Source organism: Streptomyces sp. NPDC047982, assembly GCF_043204165.1.
In the GTDB taxonomy this organism is placed as follows: domain Bacteria; phylum Actinomycetota; class Actinomycetes; order Streptomycetales; family Streptomycetaceae; genus Streptomyces.
In genome coordinates this window covers 61756-84805 of the sequence record NZ_JBIDBS010000013.1, presented here as the reverse complement: position 1 = coordinate 84805, position 23050 = coordinate 61756, and the positions used below count along the sequence as shown (strand labels likewise).

Genomic DNA, 23050 nt, shown 5'->3' with positions numbered 1-23050 from the left:
AGTTCTCATGCACCGCAGAAGGATTTTCCAGGGCGCCGCGGCGACGGCGGCAGCGGCGCTGCTGCCCGCCTCCGCCCGCGCCGCGGCAGCCACGCCGGCGGGCGAAACGGACTACCCGGTCGCCCACTGGGCGCCCGCGTCCGCGTCCAACTACACGGCGTCGAACCGTCCTTCGACCTATCGGGTCCAGTACGTGATCATCCATGTCGCGCAGGAGACGTTCTCGGACACGGTCGGGATCTTCCAGAACCCCGCCAAACAGGTCTCCGCCCACTACGTGGTGCGTTCGGGGGACGGCTACGTCGCCCAGTGCGTCCGGGAGCGGAACGTCGCCTGGCACGCGGGCAACTGGGACTACAACACGCGCAGCATCGGCATCGAGCACGAGGGCTGGGTGGATCAGCCGACGTACTTCACCGACGCCATGTACAAGAAGTCGGCACTGCTGACCGCCTCGATCTGCGACCGTCACGCCATCCCCAAGGACCGGGCGCACATCCTCGGCCACATCCAGGTCCCGGGCTCCGACCACACCGATCCCGGACCGAACTGGGACTGGGTGCGCTACATCCGTCTGGTCAACCTGTACTCGGCCGGCTGAGGCGTCCCCGCCGACGCCCGGCCGAGCGGCGAGCCCGTCCGATCGCTGATGCGCACGTTCACCCGCGAACTCGCCCCGCGGGGCATCCGCGGCAACGCCGTGTCGCCCGCAATCGTCGACGCCGGGATGGCCAGACGCCAGTGGCCCGGGAGCCGCCTACGACGCCGAGCCCGCGCCGCGCACCCCGGCCCGTCGCGGCCGGCCGCGACGGGCTTGTGCCGTTCCGGCCCGCAGGGTGCGGGCCAAAACCGGTGAGGTGGTGCGATCGCTGCGAGAGGTCACACTGCCCCAGTCTTGGATCACCTGCCGAAAGCCCGTCACTTCCGGTCGAAGGAGAGCCATGTACCGGCGAGGTCCTGCTGACCCGCCCCGGGCCTGGACCAGTCGCAGACACCGTCCCGGAAGATCGCCTTCAGATCCCTGAACTGACCGTCGGTCACCGGCACTCGGTAGTCGGAGCGGGTCACGGGACGCTTGCGGCACTTGACGATGTCGTTGGCCACATCGGCTCCGGCGACCATCCGCGGCGATGTCCACACCGGGTAGAGGGTGTTGCACTCGGTGTTGTCGATGCCCTCGACCTGGGGCTCCGCGATCTTCTTCGCACCGATGCCACGGGTCCAGCACGCGTCCGTGAGACCCTGCGGTTGGTGGCGGACGATCTTCTCGATAGGGGCGTCGTTGCCGGAGTCTCCCTTGATGCCGGTGAGCCACTGGTCCATGTCGGACAGCATCCCTGCGAGAGTGAATCCGTGCCCGTTGGAGCGGGTGAGCATGACCTGGTTGGCGTGGGTTCCGTTGGCCTTGTCCAAGCGCGCCCGAGTGGAGAAGGAGTGGAAGCGCATGTGCATGTCGCCGGCCGCCGCGTCGTCCGTGTAGTCGCGGTAGTCGATGATCGGAACGTCGGCGAGGCCGGCACCGCCGTTCAGCATGCGGCCCGTGCGGTAGGCCGTCCGTACCGCCTTGAGGTCGGCGACGGTGCGCTCCGCGGCGGGCTTGGCATCGTCGTCGAGGCCGCCGATGCGCCGGTTCAGGTCGATGAACTGGTCCATGTCGATGGTCCCCTTGTTCAGGGCCTCGAGTCCGTACTGGATACCGGTGTTGTCGAGCGGCCTGCGCGCCTTCCCTGTCTCCGGTACCTCGCCGTAGACGTTCACGGTGTGGCTGTAGACGTCACAGCGGGCACCGTCCGGGTTGGTGTCGGGGTCGTAACGCTGTCCCTGGGGCAACTGGGGCGGGCAGAACACCGTGGGGCCGATACGGCCGCCGGCCCTGGCCAGGCTACCGATACTCTCCCACTTGCCGAACCCGGAGACCGCCTTCTGCTGCTCCTTGGTGAAAGCGTCCGGCGCGACTTCCTTGAAGTAGTGGTTCAGGAGCCGGGCGTCGCTGAGCGTCTGAATCGTCCCGAAGCCGACGTCGGGGAAGCTGCAGCCGGAGAGGATGCCGTCCAGCAGACCCGGGTAGTTGTCGGCGATCTGGTGGGTCTGGTACGAGCCGCCGGAGTGCGTAGCGCAGCAGCCGCTGCATCGGCCCCGGCCGCGCATGCCCGGCCTGTTCGGCCAGCACCCAGCAGTTCTTCCGCTCCGCCTTCGACAACAGCCCGAGCAGATAGGCACGGGCACTCGCCCTCGGTTCAACTCGTCCGAAGCGGCCCGCGATCCGGGCCATGGCCTGCTCGAACATCGCCCGCCAGCGGGTGCCGTCTATGCTGTGACCTGCGGCCACCGCACGATCGTCATGAGTCCACACAACCCTTGATGATCACGCGGTGGCCGTTCCCGTTCTCAAGCGGGTCCGACCCAAGATCGCGAAACCAGACTGGAGTATTAGGCGCTGAGGGCGGATCCCGCGGTTTCGGGCCCCGCCCCGCTTCGGTCGAGGTATCCACCACCACGCCCCATTGTCCGGGCATCCCGATGTGGGCCCCTCCCCCAGACCCCGTCGGAAATGTGTACCTCTGTGCCTGATTCCTCCGCCCCTGCAGCCGTCGCCCCACGCGAACGGCACATCCGCCGAAGCGGCGGGAGCCCGTGGCGCTGCCTGCGTTCCGCGAGCATGCGCTGGTGGTCCGTTGCCAACCTCGTCTCCAACACCGGTACGTGGATGCAGCTCACGGTCCAGAACCTGCTCGTCCTGCAGATCACCGGGTCGGCCGCGGCCACTGGGCTCTCGCTGGCGGTGCAGGCGGGCCCCGGACTGCTGCTCGGTGTGTTCGGCGGCGCCATGGTGGACCGGTGGCCCCGCAAGGTCACCGCCGCCGTGAGCCAGGGGGTGCTCGGCGCGATCGCCTTCCTGACGGCGACGCTGATCGCGTGCGGCCTGCTCAATGTGCCCGTCCTGCTTCTGCTGGCGGCCGTGACGGGCATCGTCAACACCATCGACGGGCCCGCGACGTCCTTGCTCGGCAATGACCTGGTACCTCGCAAGGACGTTCCGTCGGCCATCGCGCTGGGCTCGATGGTGCACAGTGCCGGACGGCTGATCGGCACCGCGCTGGCGGCCGCGGCCGTCGGCACCCTGGGCATGGCGTCCGCCTACGTGGCCAATGGTGTGTCGTTCCTCTTCGTGACCGCCGTCATCCCGTTCCTGAGGCCCGCGGCGCACGCCGTGAGGGCCGCGGCCCGGGAAGCCACGGCTCCGGTCGAGGCCGCACCCGTCACGACGAGAACGCTCCCGTGGCCGCGCCGCGGCCGTCCGCCGGTCGGGACACCGGACGGGGCTCGCGCCGGGCTCGCCTACTTCCTGGGGCGGCCCCGCCTGGTCGCGCTCGCGGGCATCACCGCCGTCAGCTCGATCTTCGGGCGCAACTACCAGCTGACCCTCGCTGTCCTGGTCATTGGGCCGCTTCAGGCCGACCAGAGCGACTTCGGCACGGTCTCGGCGGTGCTGGCGATCGGCGGGATCCTGGGCGCCGTTCTGGCCGGCCGACTCCAGAATCCGACCGTACGCCTCGTCGGCGTCCTCGCCGCGTGCGGCGGGGTCCTCCAGGTGGCGGCCGGGCTCACGCCGGGACTCCTCGTCCTCGTCGCCCTGGTCATACCCATGGCGGTCGTGGAATCCATATCCGACACCGCGGGGGCGACAGTGCTCCAGACGGATCCCGCACCCGAGATGCGCGGCCGGGTCCTGGGCGTCTGGCGCAGCGCCAGTACGGGGTGGCAGCTGGCCGGCCCGCCACTGCTGGGTGTGCTGGTGGAGTTCGCGGGCGCGCGCGGGGCCCTGGTCTCAGGAGGGCTGCTGATCGCCGGTGCCATCGGCTGGGGAGCGATGCGCCACCGCGCCGCCGCTCGCCGTACCGCGGTAGCGCCGCAGGCCGCGCCGGCCGTCCCGGTGCCCGTCCCCGGGCTCGGCCGGCCTCGCGCGACGAGCCCGAGCCGGTCGCCCCGGCGCGCGAACCCGCGGGCGACGGCTCGTCCCACGCCGGTGCTCGCACCGGTGACCACGACCGTTCGGGGCATGACGGCGAACCTCCCCTGACAACGGCGGCGGCAACCAGCGTCCCGGACGCCCGTGCGGGGCCGCCTCACCCCGGCATGCGTCCCACCCGTCCGCGACGCGACGCGGTCGCCCACCCGTTCCCGCACCGCAGTCCCCGTCCCCGGGTCGCGGAACGCACACCGGGCGGCGGGGCGGACGGAGCGGCCGCCCGCCGCCGCTCGACGGGCGGAGCGGCCCGTCACGGCGGAGCCGGACGTGGGAGGATGGAGAACGTCGGGCGTTCCTCCCGGGCGCCCGCGCGACAGGAGGGATCTCCCTCATGACAGACCCCGAGTTCTACCGACGCGACCGGCCCGAAGGCACATCTCTTCCCGAGGACCGGCCCCGTGGCGGCGGCCCGGAAGACCCGTCTCCCCGACACCGCACCCCTTGGGTCTGGATCACTCTGATCGTCGTCGTCCTGGCGGTCGTCATCATCCTTCCGCTGATCTGAAGCGGCCGTCGCGGTGTCGACGCCTCGTCGCGTGTGCGTGCGGCGCCCCCGCGGGCGCTCCCGCACGTCCGCGCTCGTGGCCGCCCGCGATGGCGTCGTCCGCACCGAACCCCCCTCGCAGCGCCGGTGCGCCACCGGGCGCACCTAAGCGGGACGCGCGTCGTCGCGTTGTTCAGGCTCCGTGGCCGAAACCGCGGACCACGACGACAGGGCACGGCGCGTGCTGCACGCAGTGCTGGCCGACCGACCCCAGCAGTGCCTCACCGAGCCCGCCGTGTCCTCGGTTGCCCACGACCAGCAACCGTGCTCCCGCGGCGGCATCGAGCAGGACGGCGGCCGGGTGTCCGTGGGCCGAGACGGGGCGGATGTCCACGGGCCGTCCCGGGCCCGGGCCGAGGGCCTCGTCGATCGCCTGGTCCAGGACGTTGCGTGCCTCCTTCTGGTAATCGGCCGGATCCTTGTCCGCGGGCGGGGCCAGGCCGTACCAGGCCGTCGGGAAGTCCCAGGCAATGATCGCGTCGACAACGCCCCCCGTCAGCTTCGCCTGGGCGACCGCCCACCGCAGGGCCGCCTTCGACGACTCGGAGCCGTCGACACCCACGACGATCCGCGGAGCCGACGTTGCTTCGTCCCTCATCACGCACCTGCCTGGACGCGCTTCGTGTCCCCCTTCTCACCATCCCTGCGGCAGCCGCGTGCCGCCACCTCCCAGGACGTCGACGGCGTGTGCGGACAGCCGGCCACCGCGCTCGGACGCGCCTGCCGGTGGGCGTCGGCGGCCGTCACGGCCGCCGTCACGTCCGGGTCCGCGAGGCGACAGCGCGCTTCGTCGCGCAGACCGGAGGACACCTCACGGGTGTGGAGCAGGTACGGAGCGTCACCGCGGGAATGCGTCACCTGGCGACGAGCCGCCCCTGCGGGCTGTCCGCCGTCTGCCGTCCGGGGACTGCCGCGCGGGCACTGCCCGAGTGTGCCGGGAGGAGTGAGGACCGGTCCTCGCATCGTGTCCGGATCAGCGCACCAGGCTCTCGCCAGTGCCGCCGCGGCCGCGCTGGACGTACCACCCGTGGCCCGCGGGCCGGAGCGGTTCGCGGACGGTGAAGTGCCTCCCGTCGTCGGCCACGTGCGGGACACGGATGTCTCCTCAACTGGCATGTCGGACAAGTCGGTTCCTAGACTGTGAGACATGGTCCGGCCCAATGAGGAGGTCGAGGCACTCCTTCAGGAGTACGCGGACCTCGTCGCCATCACCGGAGGTGACGCGTTCAAGGCGCGTGCCTACGAAAAGGCCGCCCGTGCGATCGGCGGTCACCCCGCTGATGTCTCCCACCTCGATGTCGCGGGCCTCAAAGAGATCCCCGGCGTCGGCAAGTCGATCGCCGAGAAGGTCGTCGAGTACTTCCGCACCGGCAAGGTCACGGTGGTCGAGGAGACGCGGGCCAGGATTCCGGCAGGGGTACGGCAGCTCGTCACCATCCCCACCCTCGGCCCCAAGAAGGCGATGGTCCTCCACAGGGACCTGCACATCTCCTCGGTGGCCGAGCTGGCCGACGCCATCAAGGCGGAGAAGCTGCGCGACCTGAAGGGCTTCGGGAAGAAGACCGAGGAGAACATCCTGCACGGTATCGCCCTCATGCAGCAGGCAGGAGGGCGGATCCCCCTGGGCACGGCCATGGAGTCCGCCGAGGAGACCGTGGCCGAGCTCTCCCGCGTCACCGGCTGCGAGAACTGTGCGTATGCCGGATCCCTGCGCCGCATGAGGGAAACCATCGGCGACATCGACATCCTCGTCGCCGCCGACCGGTCGGCCCCCTTCATGGACGCGCTCACCGAACTGTCCTCCACGGCCGAGGTCATCACACACGGCGAGAAGAAGACCTCGATCCGTACTGTCCAGGGCCTCCAGATCGATCTGCGCGTCGTGCGGCCCGACTCCTGGGGCGCCGGCCTGCAGTACTTCACCGGCTCCAAGGCGCACAACATCCGCACCCGCACGATCGCCGTCCACCAGGGGCTGAAGCTCTCCGAGTACGGACTGTTCCAAACCGACGGCGGAAAGCGGGTCGCCTCCCGGACCGAGGGCGAGGTGTACGCCCGACTCGGCCTGCCATGGATCCCACCCACGCTGCGCGAGGATCGGGGAGAGATCGAAGCCGGCCTGCGCGGCGAACTGCCGCAGGTCGTGACGCAGGACGACGTCAAAGGTGACCTGCACACTCACACCGACCTCACCGACGGCCTCGCCCCGCTGGAGGAGATGGTGACGGCGGCCGCCGAGCGGGGCTACGCGTACTACGCGGTCACCGACCACGCACCGAACCTGTACATGCAGCGCATGACCGACGAGAAGATCCTCGCCCAGCGCGAGCAGGTGCGGTCACTGGACCGCAGACATCACCGGATGCGACTGCTGCACGGCACCGAGCTCAACATCGGACCCGAGGGGGAGGTGGACTGGCCCGACGAGTTCCTCCGAGGCTTCGACATCTGCGTGGCATCCGTGCACTCCCACTTCGGCATGAGCCGCAGGGCGATGACCCGGCGGATCGTGAGCGCCTGCGAGAACCCGCACATCAACGTGATCGGACACCCCACCACCCGCCTGGTCGGCAAACGGCCGGGCATCGACGCCGACCTCGACGAGGTGTTCGCCGCGTGCGCCCGCACCGGCACGGCTCTGGAGATCAACGCCCAGCCCGACCGCCTCGACCTGGGCGACGAGGACATCCTCCGCGCCAGAAGCCACGGGGCGAAGTTCGCCATCGACAGCGACGCCCACTCGCTCCCCCAGCTCGCGTACCTCCGCTATGGCATCGGCACGGCACAACGCGGATGGCTCACCCCGGACGATGTCATCAACACGTGGCCTCTGCGCCGACTGCGCCGGTTCCTGCGCAAAGACCGGACGGACTGAGGGACGCCGTGCTTCGTCGACAGGGTCCACGACATCGTCGGCCGGCCGGCGCCGCCACAAGACAGCAGCCTCCTCGGGCACGACAGCGACCCCCTCGGAGGTGCGAAAAGCAGCGACCCGAATCCGACGGGCATCTTTTCCGGTTCGTCTCCTCACCGAGCGGCCATGTACGGCTGTCCCGCTCGCCGAGCCGGCGAGCGTGCGGACCCGGGGACCGCTCGTGCTCCGTCAGGGGAACCGACACCACCGATCGGCCACGCGGACCCCAGATCTCCCGACTCGCCCGACGAAGCTGGAAAATTCATCACGAAACAGCAGACAAGGTGAAAGAGGGACGATCCATGGTCGAGCAGGACGATCGATTCGATGTTGTCGTACTCGGCGCGGGACCTGGGGGCTACGTCGCCGCCATTCGCGCCGCCCAGCTGGGTCGGCGCGTCGCCGTCGTCGAAGAGAAGTACTGGGGCGGCGTGTGCCTGAACGTGGGCTGCATCCCCTCCAAGGCCCTCCTGCGCAATGCAGAACTGGTCCACATCTTCGCCCGGGAGGCGAGGACCTTCGGCATCGGGGTCGACGGCCAGGTCTCCTTCGATTACGGCGCGGCCTTCCGCCGCAGCCGCAAGGTCGCCGACGGCCGGGTCAAGGGCGTCCACTACCTGATGAAGAAGAACAAGATCACCGAGCTGAACGGCCGCGGCACCTTCCTGGACCCGCACACCCTTCAGGTCACCGGATACGACGGCGACACCCGGACCATCGGTTTTGAGCACTGCATCATCGCCACCGGCGCCACTCCCAAGCTGCTGCCCGGCACCAAGCGCAGCGCGCGCGTGGTGACGTACGAGGAACAGATCCTCGCCGAGGAGCTTCCGCGATCGATCATCGTCGCGGGCGCCGGCGCCATCGGTATCGAGTTCGCCTACGTGCTGCACCACTACGGCGTGAAGGTCACAGTCGTCGAGTTCCTCGATCGCATGGCACCCCTCGAGGACGCCGAGGTCTCGGCCGAACTGGCCCGCCAGTACCGCAAGCTGGGCATCCAGGTCCTGACCTCCACCCGCGTCGTCGCCATCGACGAGTCCGGCCCCCTGGTCCGAGTCACCGTCACGGGCAAGGACGGTGCACAACAGATCATCGAGGCCGACAAGGTTCTCCAAGCCATTGGCTTCGCCCCCAACATCACCGGCTACGGCCTGGAGAACACGGGCGTGACGCTCACCGAGCGCGGCGCGATCGACGTCGACGGCCGCTGCCGCACTTCCGTGCCGCACCTCTACGCCATCGGCGACGTCACGGCGAAGCTGATGCTCGCGCACGCCGCCGAGGCCATGGGGGTCATCGCCGCCGAGACGATCGCCGCCGCCGAGACCATGGAACTCGATTACGTGATGATCCCGCGGGCCACCTACTGCCAGCCCCAGATCGCCAGCTTCGGCTACACCGAGGCCCAGGCCCGCGCCCTCGGCCGCGACGTCAAGGTCGCCGCGTTCCCGTTCACTGCGAACGGCAAGGCGCATGGCCTCGGTGACCCCACCGGCTTCGTCAAACTCATCAGCGATGCCACGCACGGCGAGCTCATCGGCGGGCACCTGATCGGCCCGGACGTCACCGAACTGCTGCCGGAGCTGACCTTGGCTCAACAGTGGGATCTCACCGTGCACGAAGTCGCCCGCAACGTGCACGCGCACCCGACCCTGGGCGAGGCCGTCCAGGAAGCCGTGCACGGCCTGGCCGGGCACATGATCAACATGTGAGCTGCTGGAACAGGCGAAGGTCTCCAGGGACAGCCCGCCGTCTCGAGGGAGGTCGGCGAGAGTGCGGGGCCTCGGGCCGTCCCCCATCCGTTCTCGAGCCGTCCTCGAGGCGACAGCCTCGGTCGGCGAGCAGGGGGCGGCTCTCGGCCACCGCCCGGGTGGTCGTGGAGCCGTCCCCCTGGAACCAGCGGTCCAGGACACCGTGCGTCACGCCGTGTCGCCGATGGGTTGGCTGGCGGAACCAGGGTGACTTTCATGGCTGGTGGTCGTGGTGGGGTGGCGTGGTCGGGAGGTGGAGCGAGATGGACGTCATGTCCAGAGCTGTTCGCCGAGAGTCCCGGAGGATGCGGTGCCGGGCAGGACGTAGGCCACGGCCGAGGCCTGGTGCTGGAGGAAGGGGGTGAGGGCGTCGCTGGCGGCCAGGCGGTTCTGAACCCGGGTGAACTGGGCGGGGTCGCGCATGAAGGCGCAGAAGAGCAGGCCGCGGTCGGTCGGTCCGTCGTCGTAGCTGTAGCTGCGGCGGAGCATACGGGCGCCGCCGTCGAAGCGGGGGCTGGCGAGACGCACGTGGGCGGTGGCGGGGATGACGTAGGAACCGTCGGGGTTCTTGGCGTAGATGTCCGGCTCGTCGTGCTCGGCGGTGCCGCTGAGGGGGACGCCGTCGCGGGCGCGGCGGCCGATCACCTGATCGCGCCGGCTCTCGGGGAGGGCCGCGAAGCCGGTGACGTCCATGCGGATCCTGCGGTAGACCAGGACGGTGCTGTTCCGGTGGGCTCCGGGTGGGCCCCAGACCCACTTCTCGGCCGCCGTGTGATCGGGGTTGGCGGTGCCGTCCTTGGAGCCGAACAAGTTGCGCGGGGTGGTGCCCGGGGGCGTGTGGGGCTGGAACCCCGATTGGGTCCAGCGCGGTACGGCGCCGGCCGCGTGCGCGGCCGTGCGGACGAGTTCGGCGACGACGGTGAGGGTCCATCGGTCGGCTGCGCACAGTTGGACCAAGACATCACCGTTGCTGCGGCGCGGGTCGAGACGGTCACCGCGGAAGGATGGCAACTCGCCCAGTGAGGCGGGGACGTTGAGGCCGAGCCGGGCGGCGAGAGCGGGGCCGATGCCGACCAGGGACGTGAGCCGGGTCGCGCCGCCGCCCTGAAGGCGCGGGTCCGGCGGGGCGTCGGAAGCCGCGGTGGCGAGCGTGCGGGTCAGCGCGCCGAGGACGCTGCGCAGGGTCTTCCGGTCGGTGGCGGCGGAGGTCTGCGGGAGGTCGAAGGAGAGCAGGTGGGTCGCCGGTTGCTGAGGCGTCGTCAAGCCTGCCTGTCGGGCGCCGTGGAAGGGAATCGCCGCCTCGGCCGCCGGGGCGCCGGTGGTGCCACGGCTGGCAGTCCGGTCGTCCCTCACCAGTCCGTCGGCCGCCGCGCCGATCCCGGCGGCGAGCACCGCTCCGCCGGCGAGCAGTGCCCGGCGCCGCCCTAAACCGGTTGCCGCGGGTCGGGACGGATCCTGCGCATTTCCCTGTTCGGTGGGCATACGCCTATTGGAGACGATAAAACAGCTGCCATGCAAATCCTCTCTGCACAAGGCCCGTTGAACCGTTCTGCGGTCTGGGCGGCGGTGTTCCGGGCTGCGCTGCGTCTGTCGGTGCTGCTCGTCTCGGTCGCGATGGCGGCCACCGGGTGCTCCGCAACGGAGTCGACGTCCGCCGATGCGCGGCATCCGGGCGGGAGCGTGGTGCGCGTTCCGCAGGACTTCTCCTCGGTGCAGCAGGCGGTGGACGTCGCGCGTGAGGGCGATACGGTGCTGATCGGCCCGGGCGTGTACCGGGAGAGCGTGCGCGTCACCAAGCCCCGTGTGGTGCTGCGCGGAACGGACCGCAACGCGGTGGTCTTCGACGGCGGTGTGCGTCTGGCCAACGGCATCACCGTGACCGGCGCCGGCTCGGTGGTCGAGAACCTCACCGTGCACGGCTACCTCGCCAACGGGGTGCTGTTCACCGGCGTCACCGACGAGCGGTTGCAACAGCGCGGCGCCGGCGGCTCCGCCTACGAGCCGCTGGACCCCGCCCGTTTCCCTGCCGTCCGGGGCTTTCGCGCGACCCGGGTCACGGCGTACAACAACGGCCTGTACGGCATCTACGCCTTTGACGCGCGCGACGGTGTGATCGAGGACTCCTACGCCTCCGGACACGCCGATTCCGGCATCTACGTCGGCCAGTGCAAGCCCTGCAACACCGTCGTCCGCGGCAACACCGTGGAGCGCAACGCGGTCGGCATCGAACTGACCAATGCCTCGGACGACCTGTCGGTGCTGGGCAACCGCGTCGTCCGCAACCGGGTCGGCGTCACGGTCAACTCCAATGACCTGGAGGCCCTCGCCCCGCAGCACGGCGCGGTGATCGCGGGCAACGTGGTCGCCGACAACAACGCCGCCGACTCGCCCCAGCAGGCGGACGGGGGCTTCGGCATCGGCATCGGCATCGGCGGCGGCACCGGGAACCGCGTCCAGCGCAACCTGGTCCGGGGCAACCGGGCGGCCGGGGTGGTCGTCACCGACCCGCCGGGGCATCCGGCGGGCGGCAATCGCGTCGAGGGCAACCGCGCCACCGACAACGGCACCGACCTCGTGCTGGCCTCAGCCGATCCCAGCAACTGTTTCGCGGGGAACCGGCCCGACACCCAGAGCCCGCACGGCCTGGAGGGGCGCGCGGGCTGCGGCACCCGGGGTCGGGGCGCGCTGCCCACTGGCCGGATGACGCCGGTGCAGGCGCCGCCCGGCGTCCCGTTCAGCAAGGTGCCGGCCCCGCGCGCGCAGCCGTCCATGCCGGACCCGACGGTCCCGGGCAGCCCGGCGACCGACCTGCCGGGGGCCGTCGACGCGGCCGCGTACCCGCTCCCGAAGGACGCGGACGCCGTGCCGCACGCGCGCTGAGCACGCAGCTCCGGTGGGCTCGGCCCCCGCTTCACCATGCCGCCCTGAAGCGTGAGTCGAAGATGGTCGTCGGCAACCGCGGAAACCCTGGGGCGCACAGGCACGGAGATGTCAGCCGGTGACCCACGGCGCCTCGGGGAGCTTCGCGCGGCGGTCGCGCCCGGAGAACTCCACGGTCGTCGGGGTCCCCAGGCCCGGCATCCGCATCGTCACCCGCCGCAGTCCGCCGTCACCGTCGACCCAGTACGTCAGCGGCGACCGCCCTCCGTCGGGCCCCGCGCCGGGCGTGGCGCCCTCGGCGCGCGGCCCCGCGAACCGGTCGTAGCTGCGGCCGTCGATGCGATCACGCTCCAGCCAGCGGGCTCCGGACTGTGCGAGCAACAGCGGGTTGTCGGGGCGGTCCGCGCCGAGCTCGATCAGCAACTGGAGCCCGGCGTCCAGGGGATCGGTCGTGTAGGAACGCGCGGACCAGCCCGAGCGCGGGATGTGCTCGGCCTGCCGCCAGGGCGGACTGTTGTCGCCCTTCGGCGCGGGGGCCAGGCCGAGGCCGCCGGTGTCCCAGACGATCAGGCCGTGGTCGAGCTGCCCGGTGGCTCCCGAGGACTTGGCGGGCCCGGAGGCCCCGGTGACCTGGTAACTTCCCACGGCCCGATGGGTTCGGTAGTCCACGACCGCCCTGACCCGCACCACCACTCCGCCGCCCTCGGCGGCGGTGAGGGTCACCGCCACGGGACTGGCCTGGTACAGGTTCAGCCGCGACAGCGCCAGCCTGGACGCCTCCTCCATCGTCACCGGCCGCTCGGTGGCGTCGTCGGAGAGGGTCCGGTAGGCGGTCAGCCCGCCCGCTGCGACCCCGCACGCCGCGATCGCGATCAGTGTTCTGAGCCAGAGGGTCCGGCGCGGCGTACGGCCGCTGGTCTTCCTCTTCCGAGCCATGCAGTCGCCTTCTCTCGTCGGTCGGTCATGCAGGAGGGCGGGTCCGCGAACCACTGGTCCGCGAACCCGCCCGATCCGGCCCGGACGGTTACCGGTACCGGCTGCCCCGCTCGGGGGCTGGTGCCGTGAGCGGCACTAGTGCGGGAGGCGCGCTAGCAGTGCTGCGCCCTTCGCCTGCGCACCAGCACGACCAGCCCCGCACCGAGGGCCGTGAGCACGGCGCAGCCGGCCAGGGCCAGCGGCATCATCCGGCTCATGCCGGTGGACGCCAGATGCGAGTTGGGGGTGTGGCCCGGTGCACCCGGTGCGCCTGGTGCCCCCGGCGCCCCCGGCGCCCCCGGTTTGTTCGGTGTGTCCGGTACCGGTGTCGTCGGTGTGGGCGTCGGGGTGGTGTCGGGCAGCCGCCGGTTGACCGCTGTCACCGAGACCCCGGCGTCGAGGTTGTCGGCAGTCAGCACCAGCGGCCCGAACACCTTCACGTCCGGTGCGGCGTAACCCGCGGGCGGGCTGACCTCCTCCCAGTAATACGTGCCCGGTACGCCGCTGCCGCGGCAGTTGCCGTCGGTCCCGGTCATGCAGGGCTTGCCGACCTTCGTATCCGGCTCCGTCCCGGTGGTCTGCAAGTCGTCGGAGCCATTCGTCTCCTTCCACAGCTGGAACTTCGCCTTGGCCAGCGGTTTGCCGTCCTGGTCGTGCTTGACCAGGCGCAGCACGCCCTCCTGTTGTCGGAAGCCGAAGTCGTAGGTGTGGTCGTTCTCCCCCGGCCCGCCGGTGGTCAGCGCCCGCTCCGGGAACTTCGCGTCGCGCGGGACGATGCCCTTGGAATCGATGAAGTGGTTGTCGCCGACGTCCGCGTCCGTGGGCATCCACTGGTGGAGCGGGCCGCCCTTGGCGTAGTCGGCCGGTTTGTCGAGGCGGATCGTGTACTTGGTCTTCGGCTGGAGGCCGCCGGTGACGTTGGAGTCGTCGAAGTAGTACTCGCCGCGCTCCGTCGTCCTGGTCGTGCCCACGAGCTTGCCCGACTCGTCGTACAGGTTGACGGTCGCGCCCACGACCGGGCGCTGGCCCGGGTTCTGGACGCCCTTGCGTTCGGGGTCGTACCAGACCCGGTTGCCGATCTGGAGCGGGGCCTGGTCGCAGAGTACTTCCAGGTCGCCCATCGAGGCACCCTTGCCGAACGGGGCTGCGGTCCCGGCCGGGTTGAGACGCAGACCGGACTTAGGGTCCTGTTTGCCGTCGCGCTTGTTGAAGGTGGTGCCGTACCCGAAGGCGGTGCTGTTGGGGTCGAAGCCGGAGGTCGCGATGGTGTCCTCGACCTTGGAGAACGCCATGCCCGCGAAGGACGCGTTGTGGTGGGAGCCCATCCGGCTGGTGTCGAAGAAACGGGTGCCTCGGGGGGAGAGCCCGCAGCCGTTGTTGGTGTCCATCACGTACGCGCCGTCCGCCAGGCACGCCTTGTTCAGGTCGCCGCCGGACATGACCCTGCCGACCGAGCCGGGCGTGGGGCCGGCCGGAGCGCGGTCGCCGAAGCGGTCGCGGAACGCCAGCAGCATGGAACCGTCGGACTCGAAGTCGATCTCACCCAACTCCGGCTCGGGCTGAGCCAGATAGGTCCCGCATGCCTGGCCGTTCTGGGAGGTCGGGTAGGTGTTGGTCCAGGGGAACCAGCCTGCGCCGTCGCACGGGGGCCCGCCGACCGTGGACTGGCGCGGGTAGTCCAGCGGCTGATTCAGCACGGCCTTCCGGAAGACGCCGGTGGCGAGGTCGAAGGGCAGAACCACCGCGCGCAGGTCCGAGACCTTCCCGGTGGACTCGCCGGAGCACACCCCGCCGACGTAGCCGGTGCCGTCGTGCAGGCCGAGGCCGAACGGACGCCAGTCCCCGGCCGCCGGGCAGCCCGGGTCCGGGATCGCGTAGACGGACTTCGGCGCCGCCGCGGTCGCCGCCGTGGCGTCATACCGGTAGAGCTTGCGGTTGTTGAGGTTGACGACGAACAGGTCCCTGCCGTCATCGGTGATCTTGATGCCGCCCAGGCTCTCCTTGCCGGGCACGGCGAGGAAGGCGTCATCGGTGCCCGAGCCGTGCACCGTCGTCCCCGCGTCGGGGACGGTGGTGAAGAGAGTGGTCTTCTTCCGCGCGAGATCGGTCACGTAGATCCCGCCGGCGCCGCCCGGACCGTAGTCCGTGGTGCGCTTGGCCACTGCCGAGGAGAACACCCGCTTGTCGGCCTTGTTCCACGCGATGCCGTACAGCGTGCCGGTCTCCGCGTTGGTGGCGACGTTCGTGACGTTGACGTCGACGCCGTCCTGGCCGCGCGCGCTGTACGGGAAGGAGACCAGCGTCCGCTGGTTCCCGCCCTCGCGCGTGGCGGGCTGACAGGCCGTCACCAGCGTTGCGTTCTTCTGGCAGTAGTCACCCGGGTTCCACAGCCCGGTGGTGTACGCCACGTTCTTCCCGTCGGAGAGGTCGACGAACTCCTCGTTGCTGCTCAACTGGTTGGGCGCACCGTCCAGTCCCTGGCGCGAAGCGAAGGCCGGGAACAGCACACCCGGCTTCGGATTCACCACCTGCACGCGATACTTGCCGCTGGTGGCCTTGTCCGCCGTCGGAGTCAGCGTCACGGTGCCGTCGGCCGCCGTGACGCCCTCGATGCCCACCCCTGCGTCGTCGGTGAGTGTCACCTTGACGCCTGCGATGCCCGGTTCCAGCGCGGGCGTCCATACGCCGCTGGTGTCCACGGCCCGGATCACCCGGACCGTCACCGATCCGTCCCCCGCCTGCGAATGCGCCGCGGGCGCCAGGGCTAACGAACCGCTGCCGATTCCCAAGGCGAGCGCGGCCACGCAGCCCACGGTGCGGCGACCGAGCACGCCCGGCCGCCGCCGACGCGGCTCGGGCGCGGCTCCCTTCACTTGTTCATGCGTAGATGTCATCCCCTGCTCTCAGCGTTCATAGGGGCCTGTGGCCCTGGCTCGTGAGGAAGTACGTAGAGATGCGGAGAACCGCCTTGCCAGGGATCTTAAAGGGGTTTTAAGCAAGATCGTGGCGGAATGGCGAACTCGTCCTGCGCCAAATCCTCGGACCACGGCCCCTGCGCATCGCGGGCGGGGCGGCAAGGTGGCGAGCAGGGCTCGCACACCTGTCGCACCGGTCGACGCAGCCATGGAAGCCCTCCCGCTTCCGGCCGAACTCGACGACGGCGCGGGCTCGTTGATCGTTCGCCGGGTCCGCACCGCCGGCCACGGTTGCGGCAAGCGCGTCCCGGGGGATCGCCGTACCGCACCGGCCCCTCACGGCGCCACGCAGGCGAAGGAGAGGCGACCGGAAAAGGCCCGGCTCGGCGCAGGGGCGTAGTGCAGAATACGCCGGCCGTCGACCGCCTCGTGGTCCAGCAAGGCGGACCGGACCACTGGTGCGGCGGCCTGTCGGGCAAGGGAGTTCTCCAGGAGTTCGACACTCGCTGCGACCGGCGCCCGGCCCCTCCCGGGCGGTGCCGGGAAGCGGGTGGCGAAGACACGCGGCCTCGTCCGGCGCAGCGGCGGCAGCCACCACCGGTCGAGGTCGGCCGAGAGGGCGACCGGGACCGCCGCCGCCCCGGCCAGGAAGGCGAGGGCACCGGCAGGCCGGTCGGAGAGCGCCGATCAGCGCCACGTCCGCCTGTGCGAACGCCCGCCAGGTGAGGGGGTGTCGTCACTGGTCGAACAGCCGCAGGAGGACTCCTGTGCCATGGCCCGGCCGTGGGCGAGGTATCCGTGAAGGCGCGCGCCGAGGATCGTGGCGGCGGTCCCCGGCACCGGGATCGTGGGGACCGCCGGCGGACCCGCGGCGTTCAAGGTTCGCCCGCTCCGGTCGCGCGCGGCGGTGTCGCGACCCGCTCACTGCTGCGCAACCGGGGCCTATCCCCCGCCGCGTCCCTGCACACGGTCCAGCCAGGGGCCGAACTCGCTCTCCATGATCAGCCGGCCGAGTTTGCGGTACTCCTGGAGCACGGCCGAGACGATCTGCTCCGTACCGAGCGGTTCCCCCGATTCCGCCGCCCGATAGGCGGCGCTCACCGCGCAGGCGCGGATCGATCCGCCCGTCAGCTCGTAGCGTCGCGCGCAGAGCTCCAGGTCGAGGTCCGGGTCGCGCGGGATCGCCGTCCCGAGGCAGCGGTCCCACAGGTCCAGTCGCTGCTGGGCGTCCGGCATGGGGAACTCCGCGATCACGTCGAGGCGGCGGGTGAAAGCCTCGTCGAGATTGGCCCGCAGGTTGGTGGTGAGCACCGCGATCCCGTCGAAGGATTCCATTCGCTGCAGCAGATAGGCCGACTCCACGTTGGCATGGCGGTCGTGCGCGTCCTTGACCTGCGAGCGCTTGCCGAAGATGGCGTCCGCCTCGTCGAACAGCAGGATGCCGTTGACGTCCGCCGCCTCGACGAAGATTCTTTCGAGGTTCTTCTCGGTCTCGCCGATGTACTTGTCCACCACGATGGACAGGTCCACGACGTAGAGTTCCATGCCGAGCTCCGACGCCACCACCTCGGCGGACATGGTCTTCCCGGTGCCGGACCCACCGGCGAACAACGCGATGACTCCCCGCCCCCGGCCGCCCCCCGGCCGCATGCGCCACTCGCCGAGCACCTGCCCGCGATGGCGCGCGCGCAGGGCGAGTTCGGACAGCTGGCGACGGGTTCCAGCAGGCAGCACGAGGTCGTCCCAGCCGACCGCGGGCTCGATGCGACGGGCGAGCCGTTCGAGCCCCGCGCCGTTCTGTGCCCGGACCGCCGAGCGCAGGTCCTGCACGTCCACCGGACGCTCCTGCGAAGCAGCCAGCCGGGAGGCGACGTCAGCGGCCTTGCGCACCTGCTCGGAGTCGAGCCGGTAGGAGGCGGTGGCCTCTATGACTCCCGCGTCGGCCGGCACGCTCCCGGCGGACAGCCCGACAGACGTGCCGGCCCGGGCCAGCGCCCGACGCCACTGCCGCGCCACGCCCGCGGGGCCGGGGGGCAGGACGTGGACCGGAACCGGGCTGTCCCTGGTCCACAGGGGATCCCAGTTCTTCTTCCCGTACGCGATCAGGGGAGCGCCGCTGACCGCCGCGCACAGGCCACCCAGCAGCCGGGCGCCCTCGGGCCGCTCGGGGGCCAGCGCTTCGAGCGGCCCGAGGACGACACCGCCGCGGCTCAGCCGGGCCTCGGCCGCCAGGGTCCGTACGAGGTCCCCCGGTTCGGGTGCGGCGGCGAACGCCGTGATGTCGACCACCAGCGGACGACGGCCTGCGGCAAGGAGCGCCTCGACCGCCAGTGTGCCGGGGTCGCCTCCCCGGTCGAGCAGATGCACCAGGCCGCTGCCCGTTTCCGATGCCGCCGCGACCCGCAGTGCCTCGGGCTCCGGGTCCGTCGCGTCCTCGAGGCCGGCCACCCGGACCAGTCCGCGCAGCCTCCCGTCGAGTTCGTCGTCGCCGAGCAGGTGGGCGGTGACCCGGTCCGGTGCCCGCAGCACCCGTGAGAGCAGCGGACGGTCGGCCTCCAGGACCGTCAGCAGTCCGCCCGCGACCAGCGGCGCGGACGGCGAGAACCGGAAGCGGCCGGAGCTCGCTGCGGGCAGCCCGCAGAGTTCGAGCGCCAGGCCGATGGTCGGCCTGCGCCGGTTGAGGTCGTCGTTGAGGTAGCCGTAGAGCCGCTCGAACCGGATGTCGATGTCCGGCGCCATCGCGACCATCAGCAGGTCGACGTCGAGCGGTGTCAGACCGAAGTCCTCGGCGAGCCGGTGGATCCGGCTCCCGGACCGAGGACGCGGCGAGGGCTCGGAGGCGTACTCCGGCACGGGTTTGAACCCGTCGCGGGCCGCCAGGATCCGTTCGGCCCCCTCGGGGGTGAGGTAGTGCCCCCGGTAGGGGTCGTCCGGTTGCGGATCGACGGCCCGACGAACCGCGACGGCCTTCCTGACCCGCTGCTCGACGTGGATCAGCCGCTCCCAGAGTTCCTCGACGGCCGTCGGGGCGCCGGGCAGTCCACGGGCGCTGCGGGTGTTCTGCGCCGTGGTCATCGAGCCGCGCTCCCGCGCCTGCGCCGACCGGGCGGCAGTTGCCGTTCGCGTTCGGCGGCGAAGCCCTGCTCGCCGGGATCGGACGCCCCGTCGTAGCGCAGCCGGCGTCCCGGTCCCGCTCCTTCGCCGTCCCGTGCGGGCGCGGCCTTCACGACCAGCCCTTCGGTGACCGGCGGTCCGGCGGACGTCCGTTCGCCTGCCAGCGGTGCCCGCACCCGCAGGTCGATCGCGGCCTTGAGCTCGCCGCCGAGCGCGGACCACACATCGGCGGTGGACTGCCGGTCGGTGTCCGGGCCCGCCGCCTCGATCTCCACGGTCAGCCCCAGTTCGGCGAGGCTGCCGGTGAGCATCCGGGCGGGCAGCACGTCGGACCGTACGAGGCAACGCAACACCTCGGAGAGCAGCCGGTGTTCGTCCTGCGGACGATTGGTCCAGGCAGTCACCAGGTAGGTCAGCTCGAACCAGCGCGGCGGGGTCCGTCGGCCGACCACCATTCCCTCGTCGTCGTGTTCCTCGGCGGTGCCGGTACGGCGCCGGGTCGCGTCCTCGCGGATGCCGTGCAGGAAGACACTGACCGTGGGTGCGTTGCGCCGGGCGGACCATTCCTTCGTCGGCGCGTCGAAGACCAGGTCGACACCGCTGTCCTGGAGACCCGCCTCGACCAGCAACAGCCGCAGTCCTTCGTCGACTTCGTGGATCACCGGCGCCCCACCTCGTCCGGCGGGACGATGGTGCCGCCGACGACCAGGAAGGGTGTGGTGACCGGGCTGAACCCGGGTCCCGTGGCGGTGATGGTGCGCGGTCCCAACCGGTCCTTCACCAGGATCAGCAACTGCGCGATGAACGTACCGTCCGCGCGCGGGGCCGTGGGCGGCGCGCTCGCCGTGATCCCCGGTTTCCAGGTGAGCCTCACCGGGGCGCCCGGCGGGAAGTCCTTGCCCCGTACGGAGGTGACGAACCCCGGTTCGCCGACGGCGGGCACCGCGACGATGCGGGGCTGGAGAATGCGCAGGCGGGCCCTGGCGACGTTGTCGCGGGTGTCGGCGTCGGTGCCGGTCGTGGTGAGCGTGCCGGTGAGGGTCGTGCTCAGTGCCCGGTCGGGCGCGAGCACGACCCGGACCACCGTGGAGGCCCCCGGAGCCAGGTCGGGCAGCGTGCACACCCCGGCCGTGCAGCCCGCCGGAAGCGGGCCCGCCGGGACGCGTGCGGGCAGGCCGAGCTTCAGCCGCAGGCCGGTGGCGAGGGCGTTCCGTCCGTTGCGCACGGTGTACGTCACCACCACCCGGCCGCCGACGAAGCCGGGGCTGGGCTGGGCCCGCACGACGACGCCGGGTCCCGCCTCGGGCTCGGGCGGCAGGGGGGCCGGGGGCCGTGGCGGCGAGGGCGTGGGGGTCGGGGTGGGGGTGGGGGTCGGTGCGTCCCTGACCGGGACGACGGTCCCGGTGGCGTTGTCCGTGGGATTCGGGTCCAGTACGGCGCCGGTGACCGACCAGCCGATCCGCTGGTCCCCCGCGGTCACCCCGGTCAGCCGGGCGGTGACCGTCACGCTCCGGCCAGGCCGGAGCACCCCCAGGTCGCACTGGGGCGAGGCGGCGGCACAGGATCCGGCCGGGGTGGTGAGCTCCTGCAGGCGCACCCCGGGCGGGGCGTCGATGGTGAACACGGTGCCGGGCGAGGGGGCTGGCCCCCGGTTGGTGACCGTGACCGCCACCTCGCCGGTGGCACCGACCTCCACCGATGGGGCGGTGGGCGGCGCGGTCAGGGACAGGTCGACCGACTGCTGGAAGGCGGGCTCCTTCTGCCGTCCGGCGAGCCGCCCGCCGAAGGGCGTCAGGGTACCGGAGGAGAGGTCCAGCACGGACAGCTGCTCCTGGGAGGCGGGGGCGGCCGCCCGGCGCGAACTCATCACGAGTCGTCCGCCGTCCGGCGACCAGGCCACGTCACGGGGCTGGAAGGGGCCGTTCGGCGGGGTGTCCGGGAGGTCCTGGCGGCATGCCTCGGGGTCGTCCCGCCGGGTGTCGGGAAGCACCACCCGGCACGCGTCACCGTTCGGCGAGGTGATCACGATGCCGCCGCGCCCGCTGTTCTGGTCGTTGCCGCCGTCCTTGCGGTTGAAGGCGATGCGGGTGCCGTCGGGGGAGAAGGCGGGGCTGTCGTCGATCTTCTTGCACTCGCCGGGGCAGATCGTGGCGCTGAGGTCGCGCTGCCGGTCGAGCGCGTCCACCGGCGCGGTCCAGATGTGCTTGATGCCGCCCAGACCCCGGATCACGTGGTTGCGGGTGAAGGCGAGGGTGGTGCCGTCGGGCGACCAGGCGGGCTGTGCGTCCTGGCCCGTCAACTGCCCGGCCGGCGGGACGACCTTGCCGATGATCGCGCCCGTCGCGACGTCCGCGACGAGGACGCTGCTGGGCCCCGCTTTCTCGCCGACCCCGCCGGGCGAGGTCCTGGTGAACGCCAGCTTGGTGCCGTCCGGGGAGAACGCGGGGTCGGTGTCCCAGTCACCGGGGGCGCGCCCGGCGAGCGGCATCACCGCGGCGTTGCCGCCGTCGGCGTCGGCCAGCCAGATCCGTTGGGTGCGCGAGCCCTTGTCGCCCTCGAAGCGGGTCACGACGATGCGCCGGCCGTCCGGGGTGTAGCTCTGCCGCTCGGTCCACGGGTCGTAGTCCTTCCCCGGGTTGAACAGCAGGTCCGCGTTGTCGATGGCCCCCGGGTCCTCCCCCAGCACGGGAACTCCGAGGTCGCGCGGGTCCGAGCCGTCCTGCCGGACGTCCTGGAGCGTCGCGACCACCGTGGTGTCCTCGTTCTTGTTGTCCGGCCTGCGCGACGTCTGGCGGGAGACGATGACGGTCCCGGTGTCCAGCGGGCCGGTCCAGGTGGGCGAATCGAGCTTGCGGCTCTCGTCCAGTACGGTCGTCGGCGCGGCCGTGTCGAAAGCGGTTCCCCGGTAGACGCGTTCGTACTCGCACGTGCAGTCGCGGCCGAGGAAGACCAGGCCCGCTCCGTCCGCCAGCCAGGCGGCCGAGCGGGTCCGCCAGGTCGCCTGTCCACCGTCGAGCAGTTCGCGGTCGGTGCCGGGGCGCCCCTCCGTCACCCACAGCCTCGGATCGTCCTCCTTCACGCTGGGGGTGAGGGTGTACGCAATCTGGTCGCGGTGGGCGTCGTCGTCCACCGGATTCCATGCCGGTTCGGTCGCGTTGCCGGTCGCATGGCTGACGGCTCTCGCCGCTCCGCCGGACACGGCCTGCTCGTAGATGATCCCGGCGCCCTCGTCGCCGGAGTCGCAGGAGAACGCGACGCGGGTGCCGTCCGGGGAGAAGGTCGGGGAGGTCTCGTTGTTGCGGGTGTCCGTCAGTCGCCGCAGACCGGTGCCGTCGACGCCGACAACCCACAGGTCGCGCTGGACCAGGCCGTCCGCGCCCCGCTCCGCGGAGTCGAACACCACGGTCCGTCCGTCCGGGGAGAGTTCGGGGTGCGCGGCGTCCCGGTCGTCGGTGAGCTTGCGCACCGCTCCGTTCGCCCCGCGCACGTACACCTGCGGCCGCACGCTGTCGCGCAGGCTGGTGAAGACCATCACGTCGCCGCGTACGAACGGGTCCTGGTCGTAGTGGGCCGGTCCGGGCCCGAACAGCGGGTCGGAGCTGCTCGTACTGACGGCCCGGCCGATGCTGCGGTGCTCGGTCCCGGCGTAGGTGATGCGCCCGGCGTCGACCGGGGTCTGGTCCGCCGCCGCGGCCGGCCGCGGCGCCCCCTGCGGCGCGGATGCGGAACCCGCGACCAGAAGCGGTGCCAACAGCACCACGACGCCCGCCAGTCGGTGCAGCCGGGTTTGCCTCGCCGGGCCAGCAGTGCCGGTCACGGCCCACCTCACAGTCTGGTTGATGACGCTCCCCTCGCCAGCATCCCGCTCGACCCGGACCGGGAACAGGCCCCGAGTACCCGGATCGGGGGAAGAAGCCGCTGCCC

At 71.4% G+C, this 23050-nt stretch carries 16 protein-coding genes; 7 read left to right on the top strand and 9 right to left on the bottom strand.

Annotated elements, in window-relative coordinates:
* Positions 1 to 7: 7 nt before the first annotated feature.
* Complete coding sequence (locus ACGF2V_RS17755; RefSeq protein WP_362624406.1) at positions 8 to 601, top strand: N-acetylmuramoyl-L-alanine amidase; 594 nt, start codon at positions 8 to 10, stop codon at positions 599 to 601.
* A 48-nt stretch (positions 602 to 649) separates the two neighbouring features.
* Positions 650 to 856 (top strand): hypothetical protein, encoded by a 207-nt coding sequence (locus ACGF2V_RS17750; protein ID WP_362706928.1) that lies wholly within the window; start codon positions 650 to 652, stop codon positions 854 to 856.
* A gap of 62 nt (positions 857 to 918) precedes the next feature.
* On the opposite strand, the gene ACGF2V_RS17745 is transcribed toward ACGF2V_RS17750, so the two are convergent.
* On the bottom strand, positions 919 to 2148 hold the full coding sequence (locus ACGF2V_RS17745; RefSeq protein WP_362624404.1) for a DUF6351 family protein: 1230 nt from the start codon (positions 2146 to 2148) through the stop codon (positions 919 to 921).
* Positions 2149 to 2659: 511 nt separating this feature from the next.
* On the opposite strand from ACGF2V_RS17745, the gene ACGF2V_RS17740 reads away from it, so the two are divergent.
* Together ACGF2V_RS17740 and ACGF2V_RS17735 are read left to right on the top strand one after the other, a co-directional pair.
* A complete protein-coding gene (locus ACGF2V_RS17740; protein ID WP_392912582.1) occupies positions 2660 to 4081 on the top strand; it encodes an MFS transporter in 1422 nt (473 codons plus the stop codon).
* 280 nt (positions 4082 to 4361) lie between these two features.
* The gene (locus ACGF2V_RS17735) at positions 4362 to 4535 is read left to right on the top strand and encodes a hypothetical protein (protein ID WP_362706923.1); all 174 of its coding nucleotides are present in this window, start codon (positions 4362 to 4364) and stop codon (positions 4533 to 4535) included.
* Positions 4536 to 4707: 172 nt separating this feature from the next.
* Here the strand turns inward: ACGF2V_RS17735 and ACGF2V_RS17730 are convergent, their stop codons facing one another.
* A complete protein-coding gene (locus ACGF2V_RS17730; protein WP_362706920.1) occupies positions 4708 to 5172 on the bottom strand; it encodes a universal stress protein in 465 nt (154 codons plus the stop codon).
* Positions 5172 to 5432: a hypothetical protein gene (locus tag ACGF2V_RS17725; protein WP_362706917.1), complete on the bottom strand. Its 261-nt coding sequence runs from the start codon at positions 5430 to 5432 to the stop codon at positions 5172 to 5174. Before ACGF2V_RS17725 ends, ACGF2V_RS17730 begins: the two co-directional genes overlap by 1 nt.
* Positions 5433 to 5721: 289 nt before the next feature.
* Between ACGF2V_RS17725 and polX the strand changes: the two genes are divergently transcribed.
* Together polX and lpdA are read left to right on the top strand one after the other, a co-directional pair.
* Complete coding sequence (gene polX / locus ACGF2V_RS17720; RefSeq protein WP_362706914.1) at positions 5722 to 7449, top strand: DNA polymerase/3'-5' exonuclease PolX; 1728 nt, start codon at positions 5722 to 5724, stop codon at positions 7447 to 7449.
* Between the two features lie 341 nt (positions 7450 to 7790).
* Positions 7791 to 9203, top strand: a complete 1413-nt coding sequence (gene lpdA, locus ACGF2V_RS17715) for a dihydrolipoyl dehydrogenase (RefSeq protein WP_362706911.1) — start codon at positions 7791 to 7793, stop codon at positions 9201 to 9203.
* 309 nt (positions 9204 to 9512) lie between these two features.
* On the opposite strand, the gene ACGF2V_RS17710 is transcribed toward lpdA, so the two are convergent.
* Positions 9513 to 10724 (bottom strand): Dyp-type peroxidase, encoded by a 1212-nt coding sequence (locus tag ACGF2V_RS17710; protein WP_362706908.1) that lies wholly within the window; start codon positions 10722 to 10724, stop codon positions 9513 to 9515.
* Positions 10725 to 10781: 57 nt separating this feature from the next.
* Here ACGF2V_RS17710 and ACGF2V_RS17705 point away from each other — a divergent pair, with 57 nt between their 5' ends.
* Positions 10782 to 12122, top strand: a complete 1341-nt coding sequence (locus tag ACGF2V_RS17705; RefSeq protein ID WP_362706905.1) for a right-handed parallel beta-helix repeat-containing protein — start codon at positions 10782 to 10784, stop codon at positions 12120 to 12122.
* 111 nt (positions 12123 to 12233) lie between these two features.
* Here the strand turns inward: ACGF2V_RS17705 and ACGF2V_RS17700 are convergent, their stop codons facing one another.
* From ACGF2V_RS17700 to ACGF2V_RS17680, 5 genes are all read right to left on the bottom strand, one after another.
* The gene (locus tag ACGF2V_RS17700) at positions 12234 to 13058 is read right to left on the bottom strand and encodes a hypothetical protein (RefSeq protein WP_362624385.1); all 825 of its coding nucleotides are present in this window, start codon (positions 13056 to 13058) and stop codon (positions 12234 to 12236) included.
* Positions 13059 to 13210: 152 nt separating this feature from the next.
* Positions 13211 to 15901 (bottom strand): SdrD B-like domain-containing protein, encoded by a 2691-nt coding sequence (locus tag ACGF2V_RS17695; RefSeq protein WP_362706903.1) that lies wholly within the window; start codon positions 15899 to 15901, stop codon positions 13211 to 13213.
* A 1053-nt stretch (positions 15902 to 16954) separates the two neighbouring features.
* Positions 16955 to 19087 carry an ATP-binding protein gene (locus ACGF2V_RS17690; protein WP_362706900.1) on the bottom strand — a complete coding sequence of 711 codons (2133 nt, stop codon included), beginning with the start codon at positions 19085 to 19087 and terminating at the stop codon, positions 16955 to 16957.
* Entirely contained in the window at positions 19084 to 19788 is a 705-nt protein-coding gene (locus ACGF2V_RS17685; RefSeq protein ID WP_362624379.1) for a DUF4255 domain-containing protein, read from the bottom strand. The genes ACGF2V_RS17690 and ACGF2V_RS17685 overlap by 4 nt, the downstream gene beginning before the upstream one ends.
* Positions 19785 to 22943: a hypothetical protein gene (locus ACGF2V_RS17680; RefSeq protein WP_362624377.1), complete on the bottom strand. Its 3159-nt coding sequence runs from the start codon at positions 22941 to 22943 to the stop codon at positions 19785 to 19787. Before ACGF2V_RS17680 ends, ACGF2V_RS17685 begins: the two co-directional genes overlap by 4 nt.
* Positions 22944 to 23050 lie beyond the last annotated feature (107 nt).

Coding starts and splice junctions, on each gene's coding strand:
- ACGF2V_RS17750 (WP_362706928.1), top strand. CDS start 650: ATGCGCACGTTCACCCGCGAACTCGCCCCGCGGGGCATCCGCGGCAAC.
- lpdA (WP_362706911.1), top strand. CDS start 7,791: ATGGTCGAGCAGGACGATCGATTCGATGTTGTCGTACTCGGCGCGGGA.
- ACGF2V_RS17730 (WP_362706920.1), bottom strand. CDS start 5,172: ATGAGGGACGAAGCAACGTCGGCTCCGCGGATCGTCGTGGGTGTCGAC.
- ACGF2V_RS17690 (WP_362706900.1), bottom strand. CDS start 19,087: ATGACCACGGCGCAGAACACCCGCAGCGCCCGTGGACTGCCCGGCGCC.
- ACGF2V_RS17700 (WP_362624385.1), bottom strand. CDS start 13,058: ATGGCTCGGAAGAGGAAGACCAGCGGCCGTACGCCGCGCCGGACCCTC.
- ACGF2V_RS17710 (WP_362706908.1), bottom strand. CDS start 10,724: ATGCCCACCGAACAGGGAAATGCGCAGGATCCGTCCCGACCCGCGGCA.
- ACGF2V_RS17755 (WP_362624406.1), top strand. CDS start 8: ATGCACCGCAGAAGGATTTTCCAGGGCGCCGCGGCGACGGCGGCAGCG.
- ACGF2V_RS17735 (WP_362706923.1), top strand. CDS start 4,362: ATGACAGACCCCGAGTTCTACCGACGCGACCGGCCCGAAGGCACATCT.
- ACGF2V_RS17745 (WP_362624404.1), bottom strand. CDS start 2,148: ATGCGCGGCCGGGGCCGATGCAGCGGCTGCTGCGCTACGCACTCCGGC.
- ACGF2V_RS17740 (WP_392912582.1), top strand. CDS start 2,660: ATGCGCTGGTGGTCCGTTGCCAACCTCGTCTCCAACACCGGTACGTGG.
- polX (WP_362706914.1), top strand. CDS start 5,722: ATGGTCCGGCCCAATGAGGAGGTCGAGGCACTCCTTCAGGAGTACGCG.